Here is a 13,405-nt window from a genome sequence, read left to right on the forward strand (position 1 = left end):
GATAAAGATTTTAATTTGAAGCTTTTGATGACATTGCCCAGCCGATCATATTTTTCATCATCCCAAGTGATCCCTCCAGACCGAGTTTGGTTGCTGTCGCCATCAAGACACCGGGATATTTCCATGCTACGTTCAAACCAATGAGGAGCAGATCGGATAGCTCCAGAGTATCCTTGAACATTGCTTCCCTGTACCTGGGCGGCAGGCCGTCCAGAACTATCATCACTTCATTCATCAGTTCGTTGACAAAATTCGGATGATCGGTATACTTATTATAACACATAAATTTCATAAGGTTCGCCATTGCGGCAACATTTGGTTCATAGGCGCTTATCTGTTCGAGATTCTTCTTTTCAAAGCTGTTACAGGCCAAGGCTTTTTCGAGCCCCTCTGTCAATGATTTGAGATTGCGAACAAATGAACCAAAACCGCAAAAAGTAAGTGGTGAACCAAGTGCAGCGGCATCTCCAAGCATCAGGATATTATTATCGGCAACTTGACGGGTACGCTCAAACCCATCATGATAATAAGCCGGTATAACGCCATACACAGGGCGATGGACGACAAAATCCTTTCCTGGTTTTTTATAGGAAGGTAATTTCAGGAAATATGTTTCAAAGAGACCAAGCAGAGATTTATCATTATCGGAGCTCCGGGAATCATAAAAGAAAAGATAGGTGGTATAGCGATCGCCACCGGCAGGAAAGCCCTCCCATATTAGTTGACGTCCTCTTCCTGAGCTGGTATCGGCCGGCTCAGTACTTACAAGAATTTCGCCTATATCTGGATCAACATTTTCAAGGCCGCTGGAAACAGTCCCGACTGTAGGACAGAGATGTGTAAAGGATGCCCCGTCATTCAACTGCATGGCAACCGGAGAATGTACTCCCATCGCATCAACAAATACCTTGGCTCTGAAATAAACCCGCTCATGCATATTGTTCTCAACCTCTATCACCACACTCTCAGGAAACTGAAAACACCGCATGAAAGTCATCTTGTCAACGATCCTGTTGCATTCATCAGCAAGAATTTTCTGTCTGGCAATGGAAAGAAGTTGGTCGCTCTCAACAGCACAGTCAAGCACATTATCGATATACAGCCGCTTTTTCCGACCATTTTCCACGTAAAACTCAGCCCACCCTGTTTTATACCTGCAAGCAATACTCGCGTTGATCTCTTCATATGAGAAAAGACCGACTTGTTCAAGCTTTTCAAGTTCATTCCAGGAAATATTCCAGTCACGGCTTGGTTTTCCACTCATATGGCGGTCAAAAACAAGTACTTTTCTTGCGTATTTCGAAGCCATGACCGACGCATGCAACAATCCCAATGAGCCCCCGGCATAAACTAGATCATATTCGTCGGAAACACATGCATCTGCAGGCATTTCGCTTCCCTGAAGGACAACCTTGCGGCATGGGGAGTGCTCGAAATTTTTCCAAAAGCTATCCACCTCCAGAATATGCTCCAGATATCTGTTTCCGTTTCTGATTTTACCAAAATACTCGGATACCCTTGGGTAGAGCGTTTGAACTTTATCTGCTATCATTACAAATGACGTTATTGCTTATGATGATGCCGACTATACATATAAAATAACAACCCTAAGAACCATGTTCCAAACGGTAAGCCCCTCGAACCCGCCGCCCCGGATATTTTTCTTTTCTTGTTCCGGACTTATTGGTTAAATTTGTGACCTTACCATCGATTTTCAATTAAAAAAAGGAGACTTCGCCGTATGTCACAGGATTCCGCAAAGTTGTTTCTTGCGCAAATGAAGCAGGACAAAGAGTTATCGGATAAAATACACAATGCTGCAACAAAAGAAGATCGCTGGACAATCATCCGGCAGGAAGGCTTCGATTTCACGAGAGAAGAGCTTGATCATGCAACGGTAACTGAACTGAATCACTTTGAAAGATGGAACTGGGAAGCGAAGTTACTTGCCGACTGGCTCTAAACCATTCTGCCAGATGCTTTTCTGCGCCTATCCTTCCCTCCTGATGCTCTGGAAATACTCGTACGCTTCGGCGGGAGGCATGTTCTCATGAACGACCTTCCCGACCGTTTTCATCATGGCGAGCGGAGCATCACTCTGGAAAATGTTTCGGCCCATATCCACACCGGCCGCGCCTTCCTGGATTGCCTGATAGGACATAGTGACCGCCTCGAGTTCGGAAATCTTCTTGCCTCCGGCCATCACGATCGGCACCGGGCAGGAAGCCACAACCGTTTCGAAATCTTCGGGAACATAGTAGGTTTTTACGATCTGCGCCCCGAGTTCGGCTGCAATCCGGCAGGCAAGCCTGAAGTATTTGGCGTCACGCACCATATCCTTGCCGACGGCGGTGACCGCCATGGTTGGAATGCCGTAACGCAGACCCATATCGATCAGCCTGGTCATGTTGTGGATGGAACGGGTTTCGAACTCGCCGCCGATAAAAATCTGCAGGGTGATTGCCGCCACGTTCATGCGGATGGCGTCCTCGATATCAACGGCAAGCTCTTCGTCGGAGAGCTCCTTGAGAATGCTCGGGCCTCCGCTGCAGCGCATGACAACTGCCCTGGTGAGTGAAGGCGGAACCGTCGTGCGCAGCATGCCTCTTGTGAGCATGATGGCGTCGGCATGCGACATGAGTGGCACGATGTTGACGTCAGGACGCTCAAGGCCGGTGGTTGGCCCCTGAAAATAGCCGTGGTCGATGGCGAACATGACCGTCCTGCCCGTATCGGGCCTGAATATCCTCGACAGGCGGTTTTTCATGCCCCAGTCAAGCGAGTGTGCCCCCTTGAGAAAAAAACCGTGTTTCTCAACAGGAACGTCTGTGTAATACTCTTTTGCCTGCTTGTCCTTGTCGTATTCAGCCATGATGGTCTTCTCCTCTTTCGGTTAAAGTTTGATTGTAACAATCTTTTTTTCAGGAACTTCCCTCTCAGCGCAGAGCGGCGGCAATGTTGCCGCCGTCAACCGTGACGATCGAGCCGGTCGTCTTCGTTTCGAGCGCCTGGTGCACGAATGCCTCGGCGACATCCTCGGCCGTGACCTCGACCTGCAGAAGGTTGCCGGCCATATACTCCCGCTCGCTCAGCCCCCGCGCTTTCGAACGGGTTTTGATCATTTCGTCGGTCAGAAGGCCGGTGCGGATCCTGTCAGCATTGATGCCGTTTGCCCTGATGCCGTCGCGACCGTGATCGAGCGCATACTGGCGCACGAGAAACATGGTCGCCGCCTTGGGCAGGCCGTACGGCCCGAAATCGGGACCCGGATTGACCGCCTGCTTGGAAACGTTGAAGAGCAGGACTCCTCCGGTTCCCTGCAGTCGCATGATCCTGACCGCATCCTGGGCTATGGACTGATGCGAAAAAAAGTTGAGTTCGAAGCTCCGGCGAAGCACCTCGTCCGGAACGTCGCCTATGCGGCCCTGCAGGGCGACGCCTACATTTGAGACTACGATATCCAGCCCTCCGTAACGGCGGCACACCTTGTCGAAGGCCCGCCTGACGGAAGCGCGGTCGGTAACGTCGCACGCAATCGGAAGCACTCCCCCGCCGAGCTCTTCGGCCGCATGCTGAAGCGCCTCAGGGTTCAGGTCCAGAATGACCAGCTCGGCGCCGCGCTGACGGAACGCCCTTGCCGTCGCCAGTCCGATGCCGCTTGCCGCACCGGTTACCAGGGCAACCTTGCCGGCAAACACGTCGTGGCGGACCTTCGTCATCTTGGCCTGTTCCATCTCCCAGTACTCGATATCGAAAACCTCCTGTTCGGTAATCGACTCGAAGCGTCCTGCCGATTCCGCGTCGAGAATGGCCGATGCCGTGCTTTCGGCGATATCCGCGTTGACTGCAGCCTCCCGGGCGGTCCGACCGAGACCGAACAGACCGAGACCGGGCACAAGCACCACCCTGGGCAGCGGGTCGAGCATGGAAACCTCGATTCCCGAAGCCAGCCGCCGGCGCAGGAAATAAGCCCTGTACTCCGCTTCGTATTGCTCCACCGCTTCATGAATCGCCGTTTTGAAAGCGTCGAGGTCAGAGGCATCGGGTGCCGGAACGACCAGCGGCCGGTTTTTGGTGCGGATAATGAAATCCGGGGTCATGGCGCCTCTCTGGCTTACATCGGAAAGAGAATCGCTGTTGACATAGGCAAGAATATCGGGTGAAGTACGGAATTCGAGCACGAACTGACGGTAATCGCGGCTTCCGGGCATGATCTCTTCAACGACAGCCCCTCTGATAACCGGCGCGACATCCTCGAGGGATGCGATCCCGGCGGGAAGCGAAACCGAAGGGAACACCTTCCGTCCGGCCCGGGCTATGCGCTCTTCCAGACGATTTGCGCTTTCGATCATGCAATGGTACGCCTCATCCGGAGTATCGGCAAAGGTAACGAGCCCGTGCTTCTGCAGCACAAGGCCTCTGATGGAGGGAGCCGATTCGTAGGCCGCAGCGGCCGAACGGGCAAGCCCGAGACCCGGCTTGATATAGGGCACCATGCCGAACGATTCTCCGAGCACCTCCCGGCAGAGATCCTGGCCGTCGGGCTGGTTGCTGAGCGTCAGAAGCGCCGTGGAGTGCGTATGGAAAATGAACCGGTGGGGCAGAAACACGTGCAGCAGGGTTTCAATCGAAGGTGAAAGCGAATGGTTCACCATGTGCTCGGTCAGGTAGAACAGGTTCAGATAGAGGAAGTTTTTGAACCGTTGCGTCGAGAACTGCTGTATATCCTCCTCGCTGCTGCGCCCGCCGGTAGCGTAGAGATGTTGCAGCTTCTGCAGTGGCTCGATCCGTACCGGCATAAAATCGTGCGCATCCACACCCGCCAGATTGACGCCGCTCCCCTTGATGAAAATGACATTGACCCTGTAGCCGATGATATCGTGCAGCTCGCTTTTGACCGAGGTGTTGCCTCCGCCGTGCATCACCAGCGAACTCTCGCTGCCGAGCAGACGGGAGGCGTAGACAAGTTCGGCAAGTTCAACAGGAATATCGTCGGTGCTGCGCTGCGCGGTTACGGAGCGCTGAAGATCGGCATCTTTCCAGAGGTTTTGCATAAGTAACCCTTTATTTTAAACGGAATTCTCACATAATGCAGAACAAGAAAACATGTAATAACAATAATTGCCGTTTACCATCGAACAAGCATGGTAAACGGCAATTGCAACTATGCTGTTATGACCTGTTAAACAGGATATGCAGCTGGAAGTTCATAACCCTGTTCATACAATCTGCGTGCAATTACATCAGCTGTCAGCATAATATACTGGGAACGTCCCATTCGCGTATAACCGGGCCTGTGGTCCGTAGCAAGGGGCATATCAAAACGATCCTGATACTTGAAATAAAGGTCTGCCAGTTTCTCTGAAGCCTCAACAAGCCAATCGGCGTTTGGCGGAGGCATTCTGAACATATCAGCTCCCGGCACAGGCTGGTAAACCAGCATATTGGGATATACCCCCTTCGACAGGCGCTCTTCAACACCCTCCAGCATACAATTCATAGGTTCAAGACCCATGAGTATAAAGCTTGTGGTCCCCCTGCCTGGCCCGAAAATCTCAACTGAGGCATCCTGGGCGGCATGCCAGTATTCAAGGGGATATGTTGCACATTTCCCCGGGCAGATCGCCTTGAAATAGTCAGGATCGGTAACCTCAAGATCAAACTCTGTTGAATTGATACCGGAAGCCTTCCAGCGCTCCATATCCTTAAAATCATCCGGAGGATACAAATTAGCCGTTATATGCAGTTCATTAAACACTTCCGGACTCAACTGCTCACGCAATGGGGCCATAACAATTTCAACAAGGCCGGAAACTTGTGCACGTCTTTCGGGTGCAACAAGCCCTCCAATAATGACCAAGGTCCCACGCCATCCGTGATCGGTTGCTATTTTTACAGCTTCTGCCTGCTCTTTTGCCAATGCCTCTATCTTGGAAAACGGCATTCTTGCAAGGTCCTCTCCTACCGAAACATGCTGATTAGCAAAGAAAAAACAGAATTTGCATGATTTTCCGGTATTGTTATTGTCACAACTGTAACTGTAATGAATATTGATAATATCCTGGTTCATCCCTATTACCGCAGCATTAACTGGACGACCGTTGCTTAACACTCCGTCACGCCAAGAAAACCACTCCTGCATTCTTCCACTTGCAAGATGTTTTCCGCAGTCATAAAACTCCACATCATCACCATTAACCTGCACTTCAAGACGGCTATACGGCTCTTGACGCACAAGAGTCGCCAAATCGCTTCCATTGAATACCATAGCGCGAAAAGGGTTGTATCCCATTGTCGGCGATTTATTTACAGTCACCTTCGCCCCCTCAGAAAGCAGGCGTGCCTTTAAATGAATGTCCGCCTCTGTAATTACTCTCTTTGTATTCATAGCATAGAAATATTATTACTTGTTAAAAAGATTCTGAATAGCACTTTCCCTTCAAAGGGAGCACCTGATTTCTATCCTTAACAGAACAATCACCGCAACTAGGTTCTGTATGTATCCGTGATTGCATTTAATCTTTATAGATCAATTCCCCGAAGCTTTGCTTCATGAATGAATTCTATAGAAAATTAAATAATACCCCGCAGCTCTGCTGCGATGATGCTTTATAAATACAATATAAAAGCCCGATTTTATTAGCCATTTGCAGCTTTACTGAGAAGCAACTTCTTTTTATGACGAGAGTTAATGAAAATACCAAAAAAATAAGTCACCAAATATCCCAACACCAAGACACCTGCAAACAATAAGTGGTCCGCGACGGTAATAATATAGCATGAATCCCAAACCATACCTATCAAAATTAACCAACCGATACCGATGTATAAAAACGTCTTGTTCCATAAAGCGTTAAAATCCCCTGTCAGCATAAAAAAGTTGTTTAGAGTTTTAATCAACTACCCCATAGCAGGGCATGGGGTTGGAGTTCATGTTTAAGAACTCCTTCACGAAGCCGTGCTTAGTCAAGAATATGTTTTATAGCGATTCAAGCATGACCCTGCATCGAGTGCCTCTCGCCCCTTTTTTCAAGACTTATTCTCACAAGATACTGCACAGAGTTAGCGCAGTAGACGAAGTATGTTATAAAAGCTGCCCAGACAAGGACCTCTTTAGATGCGCCGGTAAAGGCAAGGAAATAATAGGGCACAAAGAATATCCCGGCAATAACACTTCCGATATCTTCCAGCATAAATTCTTTTGAGAAGATCCATTTATCAAAAAGTTCCTTTTCAAAATAGGCTCCGGTATAAAACATAAGAGCAAACATAAATGTTTTAAAAAGAAAAGCAGCGCCCACCCAATAAAAGGGAAATATTCCACTATCTCTATAGTAGAAATAGGTTACCGCAACACCTACAAGAAAAGCAACAAACTGAATCGGGGCCAACATAAGCTGTACAGTCGTCCATATTGAGGCGTTTCTTAGTGCAAGCTGTTCCGGAGTGTAACAAGGCATTTCATTTGGGAATTACGGGTTATCGATAGCTGTTTTAAGTTCGATAATTTAATGAAACTAACGGTATTAACCAAATATTGCATTTCCAATCGGGAGCAGCCCCTAACCTCTTCATCCGCAGACGCATTGTTCGAAGTTCCTTAGCCAAATAAACCTGTAAACTATTGAATCTCTATAAATCGCAGTGCTTTGGCGTGCTTTGCGCCCAGGTAAATCACGTAAAACGATCAATAGTGTCTGGTAAAAAACAAAGGCCATCTCTATTTATTCGAGAATGATATATCTTTATAAAAAGCAATGACTTATATTCATAAAATGAGCACTATATGCCGTGTTTTCAACGAAAGAGCTCCATTTCGCCCTTTATCATGAAAAACATCAATCCGTTAGGCATGTTTGACGAGCATTTTTTTGCCAGAAAAACTCACAAAACTCAAAGGTCCTCTCGTCAAACTTGAAGCGCATATCGACTGGATGACTATTTTGGGTGAAATTGTACAACCGTTTCGGGGCAAGTGTACAACTGTGCATCGATTGAAATGGCAAATAATAATATAAGTTTATTTTTTCTTTCTGAGCGACTTTGCGTCCGGACCGTGCTTTCCAGTTCCGCATTCCTCTTGTTCCCACCCCTTCCCTCCATGGCCCCCCCCTGCTTTGTTCGCCCGCTTTTGTTCGCCTGCTTCTCCGGTAGTATGGGCAGGTCTGACTTCTCCGTACCGTACATCATCGGCTTTGACTATTAGTCTTCCCGATGCGACCCGCCAACGACGACAGGTGGTATCGGAGATCTTCCGTTCCCGTGCAGGAGACTTACGTACATGCCAGGGGCTCCGACGACGTGGCGACAAACCTGGGCGCTCGCATTAACGCACAGGCTCATATTACCTTCAGCCAACTTGAGAGCATGGGCTCAGGCGACCAACTTAAATTTTGCCACTTTTTGTCTACCGGTTGGGGGCCACTACACAATTGAATTTATTTGATTTATAATTGGACGGTAGTGGGATTTTTTCTAAATTATTTAACAAAAAGGTTGCGTCAGTTATTGTACCTATAGCACTCTGGACAAAGTGAATCGATCAGAGTGACATGGTGGTTTGACTGCAAAAATACTATACAGAAACTTAGTACACAGACCGAACTGTGGTGAATAACGGGGAAATTTGATAAGTATATTGGGAAGGGCCTGCTTTGGATGGTTAGTTTATTTTCAAATAGCTACAATGTGGACTCATTCAAATTCGTGCAAGTAACTATCAATTTAAAATTTCTTTAACTATTTAGCAATACTTCTATTATGAGCGTCAACGAGTTACTGAAGCAAAATCACAGAGCCACTGAACTTATTTTTAAAGGTCTTGTGGAAAGTGGCTGCTTGAAAGCAGCTCTTGAACTTGACCTTTTTACTCACCTTGCTAACGAAGCAAAAGAGATCGAAACATTGGCAGCCAATGTTGGCGCGATTCCGCAAAGACTCATCATGTTGCTCGAGACCCTGCGGCAAATGGGGATTACTGCCGAAGAGAATGGAAAGTGGAGCCTCACCCCGTTTACGATTAATATGTTTCTGCCAAACAATGAGCTTCCGAACCTTTATATGATTCCAGTGGCGAAGGCCATGGCTAGCCTTTCGGAAAATTTTTACATGAAAATAGCAGATGCCGTCAAAGGTAACCTGAATTTCAAGGCCGAGGTCGCCTATCCTCCTGTTACGCGAGAAGACAACTGGTATTTTGAAGAAATTCACCGTAGCAACGCCCATTTTGCCATCATGCTTCTGCTTGAAGAGGCTGACCTGTCGGCTGCAAAAACCCTCGTAGATGTCGGTGGTGGAATCGGTGATATCTCTGCCGCCCTTTTAAAAAAGTTTCCTCAGCTTGATTCCACCATTCTGAATCTTCCCGGTGCGGTTGAACTGGTAAATGAAAATGCTATCGAAAAAGGAGTTGGAGCTCGTTTGAGAGGCGTAGCCGTAGATATATACAAGGACGTATACCCTAAAGCGGATGCCGTCATGTTCTGCAGAATCCTTTATTCAGCAAATGAGCAATTAACCAAAATGCTCTGCCAAAAAGCCTATGACGCTCTTCCATCAGGCGGGAAAGTGCTCATCCTCGACATGATTATCGATGATCAGGAAAACCCGAACTTTGACTATCTGAGCCACTATGTCCTTGGTGCAGGTATGCCGTTTTCGGTACTCGGCTTCAAGGAGCAGAGCGCCTACAAGGAAATTCTTGAATCAATCGGCTTCAGCAATGTTCGCACAGTCAGGAAGTACGGCCACTTGTTGTGTGAGGCGGTAAAAGCGGTTTGATCAGTACGGAAATTTTTGTACTGTGCAAATTAGATCATATTTATAAGTTTGCTCATATTTGAAAATATTTTAAATTGAGGAAAATAACCTCTTGGAATAACTAGAGTGTTTTAACATATAATTACGCCAACAACATTTAATAATATATACCATGGCAAACGAAACCAACAATGATTTTTCTGCATCCATCAGCAATATTATGGATACATTAACTAAACTTGGACAGCAGCAGGCTGAAATACTGAACAACACAATCCCAGCGATTGAGCCTTTAGTTAAGACCTGCACAGAACTTATCAGCAATGTACTTGGCAGTGCTAATCAGGCTCTACAGAGCTTCTCTGCCTCTATTGCACCAAAAAAGTAAGTTGTCTTTTTTTCAAAAAAGCACCTTATACGTTGCCGTATAGGGTGCTTTTTTTTTGCTTTCTTCAATGGCAAAATATACCGTCGAACGATTAACGAACGCAAGTACGCATTGCTTTGCCATCGGCAATGGCTCGTTGTCGCTAACCCACAGTCTGCAAGTATACTCATAGGGATAGACCGGATTTTTAAGCCAGTCCAACTCGACCTTTAACCAGCTCAAGTAATAGCCGTTACGGAGCGCCAAAGCTGCCCTTCGCTTCTTCAAGCACAGCCAGGGTAATCTCCTTATATCCCATATCTTCGGCATACTCTTCAGCCATTGTCCTGAACTTTTCGTGGACAAAAGAGGGCATGGACTGATAACACTCCTGGGCCTCTTCGGTCCACTTCGCCGACAAAGCTTTGGATTTCGGGCCTCTATTGTACTCATAAAGCAAATCCTCAACAAACGAATCAATAAGATCCCCATCTGAAAAAGCATCGGGTGCAAAAATTTTTTCAACAAGAATTTTATTGCGGATAAGATGGATTTTTAACTGTGGCAGATAAAAAAGCGTCGCTGTGGACTGCGAGCTTCCGCAGGTGAGAAAGAGCGCAATCTTTTTCCTTTTAAGATTTATCTTCAGATTGCCTTGGATCAATGCGCCCAAAAGCTGTGAGGCAACGATAAAGTTGTAGACTGGTGCGCCAAGAATGACCAGATCAAAATCCTTGACGAAGCTGTAATCCGCAGTCGCTTTACATTTTGCTTTTTCTACATAGAAACCCGACTCAGCCAGACTCAATCCAATGGAATCAATAATCGACTCGGTAGAACCTGCTGAAGATCTACTGTCGTATAAAATAAGAGCCTTCATATATTAATTTTCATGTATTATGAACGCCGTAACTCAACTGTTCATCTCCGTTCCTCACCATCATTCCCGTTGAGCCACACCGTTAATTGAGAAAAAACGCAAATTAAAATTTACGTCAATCCATTAATCAACCAATAGAACAAGGGCACACAAAAAGCCCGAATCTGCCTCTCTCTACTTTGGCTGTTTACCTGGCCCAGGCTCTCCGACTCCTTTGAAGCAGCGCCACAATCAGGCAAACACCGCTGGTTCAAGAAGTCCAACCATCGAATGGTTGCAAAAAACAAAAGCAACAAAGACCCACAACCCCACATTTCGACAGAAGTGCGGAGAGCTGCCAGAATGTCAAACAAGGAATAAACTGGCAACAGCTATAACCAGAAATAGTTGAATGTATTCTGAAACGGTCGCCAGCACGTATTACTCGTCACCCTTCCCTTCTACCGACCCTGTCGGCTCAGAATGCGGAATCAGGTTACTGACAGCACCAGTCACTTGTTTCAAAACTGCATCTGCGACAAAAAGCCCTGCGCCTCCCACAACAGCACCGGCAACCCCGTGAAGCAAAATCGGCATCCCGATAGGCGAAAATAGCAAAGCACCTCCAACCACCCCACCAGCCTCTTTCAACATGGAACTCCTCCCGCTGTTTACATGTCAGTATACATTAACCATATAAATATAATTTCAATATAAAGGTCTCCCCATTTTTCAGCAAGAGCTTTCTCCTTTACCTCCTCTACGAAATTCAGTTATACTCTACGCAAAACACAATCTCGTAGAGGATAACTGATTCCCGTAGAGGATAGGCCCCTGTTTTATGTAAAAAAAAGCTTAGATTGGGGGTCAATGAGAAAAGGTTTTTTTGTCTATAACGTATAAATTTCTTTCGGGTTACAGTCAGTGTTATCCCAACGTTCCGGCATGAACACCCGAGCCACTGCTGACCGTTGAGAATACATTTGTTTAAACAAGAAGCATTTTTGGCATATTCAGCTCCGACTTTCTTCGTCGTACCCAGGCTGGTGTTGCTGAAGAGATGTGTTCGCAGGTAATTATGCTGGACTGCCCATCTGCTTTTATGATATTTTCGCTGTATTTCCTCCATTTCAAACGGTCTATTGATGCGTATTCTCACTTTTACAGGTAAAGGCGGGGTAGGCAAAACCAGTGTTTCTGCGGCTACGGCTGTCCGTTTGTCGCAACTGGGCTATCGTACCCTTGTCCTCTCAACCGATCCTGCACATAGTCTTTCAGATTCCTTCAACCTGCCTCTTGGCGCTGAACCAACAAAGATCAAGGAGAATCTTCATGCCATTGAGGTCAATCCTTATGTTGACCTGAAACAGAACTGGAACTCCGTACAGAAGTTTTATTCAAAAATCTTTATGGCTCAGGGTGTTTCAGGTGTCATGGCCGATGAGATGACCATTCTGCCCGGCATGGAGGAGCTTTTTTCTCTTTTGAGAATAAAGCGCTATAAAGCTTCCGGTCTCTATGATGTGCTTGTGCTTGATACAGCCCCGACAGGAGAAACCCTGCGGCTCCTCTCCCTTCCTGATACCCTTTCCTGGGGCATGAAGGCAGTAAAAAACGTTACCAAATATATTGTCAAGCCGCTCAGCAAGCCCCTGTCAAAAATGTCTGATAAAATCGCTTTTTATATTCCTCCTGCGGATGCCATTGATTCCGTTGATCAGGTTTTTGATGAACTTGCCGATATCCGCGAAATTTTGACGGACAATAAAAAATCAACGGTGCGTCTGGTCATGAATGCTGAAAAAATGTCGATCAAGGAGACCATGCGTGCCTTGACCTATCTGAACCTCTACGGCTTCAAGGTTGATATGATACTTGTCAACAGACTGCTTGACACAAAAGAGAAGAGCGGATATCTGGAGAACTGGAAAACCATTCAGCAGAAATACCTTGGAGAAATCGAAGAGAGTTTTGCACCCCTCCCGATCAAAAAACTGAGGATGTATGAACAAGAGATTGTCGGTCTCACCTCACTGGAACTTTTCGCCAAAGATATGTATGGCGACAGCGATCCATCCGAAATGATGTTTGACGAACCACCAATCAAGTTTGTCCGAAACGGCAATATCTATGAGGTGCAATTGAAGCTTATGTTTGCCAACCCTGTCGATATTGACGTCTGGGTAACCGGAGATGAGCTCTATATACACATCGGCAATCAGCGTAAAATTATCACCCTTCCGATCAGCCTGACCGGGCTTGAACCGGGAGATGCCGTATTCAAGGACAGATGGCTGCATATTCCCTTTGACCTTAATATTCATGGGCAAGGCCACGCACAAAAGGAGTACAACAAGGTTCTCAATTGAATCAAGGTTAACAAACGGACGGTAACAGCGCAAACCCTTCATAACAAGAAC

At 46.9% G+C, this 13,405-nt stretch carries 13 protein-coding genes; 4 read left to right on the forward strand and 9 right to left on the reverse strand.

The window, feature by feature from the left end:
• Positions 1–10 precede the first annotated feature (10 nt).
• Positions 11–1,552 carry a gamma-carotene beta-monocyclase CruB gene (gene cruB, locus AC56AD_RS13830; protein ID WP_011744099.1) on the reverse strand — a complete coding sequence of 514 codons (1,542 nt, stop codon included), beginning with the start codon at positions 1,550–1,552 and terminating at the stop codon, positions 11–13.
• A 189-nt stretch (positions 1,553–1,741) separates the two neighbouring features.
• Here cruB and AC56AD_RS13835 point away from each other — a divergent pair, with 189 nt between their 5' ends.
• Complete coding sequence (locus AC56AD_RS13835) at positions 1,742–1,963, forward strand: Nif11-like leader peptide family natural product precursor (RefSeq protein WP_011744100.1); 222 nt, start codon at positions 1,742–1,744, stop codon at positions 1,961–1,963.
• Between the two features lie 27 nt (positions 1,964–1,990).
• Here AC56AD_RS13835 and lsrF read toward each other — a convergent pair whose 3' ends face one another.
• The 5 genes from lsrF to bchF all read right to left on the reverse strand — a co-directional run bounded on the left by lsrF (position 1,991) and on the right by bchF (position 7,460).
• A complete protein-coding gene (lsrF, locus tag AC56AD_RS13840) occupies positions 1,991–2,872 on the reverse strand; it encodes a 3-hydroxy-5-phosphonooxypentane-2,4-dione thiolase (protein WP_011744101.1) in 882 nt (293 codons plus the stop codon).
• A gap of 64 nt (positions 2,873–2,936) precedes the next feature.
• The gene (locus AC56AD_RS13845; protein ID WP_012509368.1) at positions 2,937–5,054 is read right to left on the reverse strand and encodes a bifunctional aldolase/short-chain dehydrogenase; all 2,118 of its coding nucleotides are present in this window, start codon (positions 5,052–5,054) and stop codon (positions 2,937–2,939) included.
• A gap of 128 nt (positions 5,055–5,182) precedes the next feature.
• Entirely contained in the window at positions 5,183–6,388 is a 1,206-nt protein-coding gene (bciD, locus tag AC56AD_RS13850; protein ID WP_012509369.1) for a 7-methyl bacteriochlorophyllide c oxygenase, read from the reverse strand.
• A 251-nt stretch (positions 6,389–6,639) separates the two neighbouring features.
• Entirely contained in the window at positions 6,640–6,873 is a 234-nt protein-coding gene (locus AC56AD_RS13855) for a hypothetical protein (protein WP_012509370.1), read from the reverse strand.
• Positions 6,874–6,989: 116 nt separating this feature from the next.
• On the reverse strand, positions 6,990–7,460 hold the full coding sequence (bchF, locus tag AC56AD_RS13860) for a 2-vinyl bacteriochlorophyllide hydratase (protein WP_012509371.1): 471 nt from the start codon (positions 7,458–7,460) through the stop codon (positions 6,990–6,992).
• A gap of 1,300 nt (positions 7,461–8,760) precedes the next feature.
• Here bchF and bchU point away from each other — a divergent pair.
• Positions 8,761–9,780, forward strand: coding sequence for a bacteriochlorophyllide d C-20 methyltransferase BchU (gene bchU / locus AC56AD_RS13865; protein ID WP_012509372.1), 1,020 nt, complete (start codon positions 8,761–8,763; stop codon positions 9,778–9,780).
• Positions 9,781–9,931: 151 nt separating this feature from the next.
• Positions 9,932–10,147, forward strand: a complete 216-nt coding sequence (locus tag AC56AD_RS13870; protein ID WP_012509373.1) for a hypothetical protein — start codon at positions 9,932–9,934, stop codon at positions 10,145–10,147.
• Between the two features lie 12 nt (positions 10,148–10,159).
• On the opposite strand, the gene AC56AD_RS13875 is transcribed toward AC56AD_RS13870, so the two are convergent.
• The 3 genes from AC56AD_RS13875 to AC56AD_RS13885 all read right to left on the reverse strand — a co-directional run bounded on the left by AC56AD_RS13875 (position 10,160) and on the right by AC56AD_RS13885 (position 11,639).
• On the reverse strand, positions 10,160–10,414 hold the full coding sequence (locus tag AC56AD_RS13875) for a hypothetical protein (protein ID WP_150085726.1): 255 nt from the start codon (positions 10,412–10,414) through the stop codon (positions 10,160–10,162).
• Positions 10,380–11,006: a flavodoxin domain-containing protein gene (locus AC56AD_RS13880; RefSeq protein WP_012509374.1), complete on the reverse strand. Its 627-nt coding sequence runs from the start codon at positions 11,004–11,006 to the stop codon at positions 10,380–10,382. The genes AC56AD_RS13875 and AC56AD_RS13880 overlap by 35 nt, the downstream gene beginning before the upstream one ends.
• 420 nt (positions 11,007–11,426) lie before the next feature.
• Positions 11,427–11,639: a hypothetical protein gene (locus AC56AD_RS13885; protein ID WP_012509375.1), complete on the reverse strand. Its 213-nt coding sequence runs from the start codon at positions 11,637–11,639 to the stop codon at positions 11,427–11,429.
• 491 nt (positions 11,640–12,130) lie between these two features.
• Between AC56AD_RS13885 and AC56AD_RS13890 the strand changes: the two genes are divergently transcribed.
• Positions 12,131–13,354 (forward strand): TRC40/GET3/ArsA family transport-energizing ATPase, encoded by a 1,224-nt coding sequence (locus tag AC56AD_RS13890; protein WP_012509376.1) that lies wholly within the window; start codon positions 12,131–12,133, stop codon positions 13,352–13,354.
• The last annotated feature ends 51 nt before the right edge of the window (positions 13,355–13,405 follow it).

It is taken from the genome of Pelodictyon clathratiforme (assembly GCF_982375515.1).

What these genes read in the sequence shown, in the direction of transcription:
- cruB (WP_011744099.1), bottom strand. Translation starts at nt 1,552, where the DNA reads ATGATAGCAGATAAAGTTCAAACGCTCTACCCAAGGGTATCCGAGTAT.
- AC56AD_RS13870 (WP_012509373.1), top strand. Translation starts at nt 9,932, where the DNA reads ATGGCAAACGAAACCAACAATGATTTTTCTGCATCCATCAGCAATATT.
- AC56AD_RS13835 (WP_011744100.1), top strand. Translation starts at nt 1,742, where the DNA reads ATGTCACAGGATTCCGCAAAGTTGTTTCTTGCGCAAATGAAGCAGGAC.
- bchF (WP_012509371.1), bottom strand. Translation starts at nt 7,460, where the DNA reads ATGCCTTGTTACACTCCGGAACAGCTTGCACTAAGAAACGCCTCAATA.
- AC56AD_RS13855 (WP_012509370.1), bottom strand. Translation starts at nt 6,873, where the DNA reads ATGCTGACAGGGGATTTTAACGCTTTATGGAACAAGACGTTTTTATAC.
- AC56AD_RS13880 (WP_012509374.1), bottom strand. Translation starts at nt 11,006, where the DNA reads ATGAAGGCTCTTATTTTATACGACAGTAGATCTTCAGCAGGTTCTACC.
- bciD (WP_012509369.1), bottom strand. Translation starts at nt 6,388, where the DNA reads ATGAATACAAAGAGAGTAATTACAGAGGCGGACATTCATTTAAAGGCA.
- AC56AD_RS13890 (WP_012509376.1), top strand. Translation starts at nt 12,131, where the DNA reads ATGCGTATTCTCACTTTTACAGGTAAAGGCGGGGTAGGCAAAACCAGT.
- AC56AD_RS13885 (WP_012509375.1), bottom strand. Translation starts at nt 11,639, where the DNA reads ATGTTGAAAGAGGCTGGTGGGGTGGTTGGAGGTGCTTTGCTATTTTCG.
- AC56AD_RS13845 (WP_012509368.1), bottom strand. Translation starts at nt 5,054, where the DNA reads ATGCAAAACCTCTGGAAAGATGCCGATCTTCAGCGCTCCGTAACCGCG.
- bchU (WP_012509372.1), top strand. Translation starts at nt 8,761, where the DNA reads ATGAGCGTCAACGAGTTACTGAAGCAAAATCACAGAGCCACTGAACTT.
- lsrF (WP_011744101.1), bottom strand. Translation starts at nt 2,872, where the DNA reads ATGGCTGAATACGACAAGGACAAGCAGGCAAAAGAGTATTACACAGAC.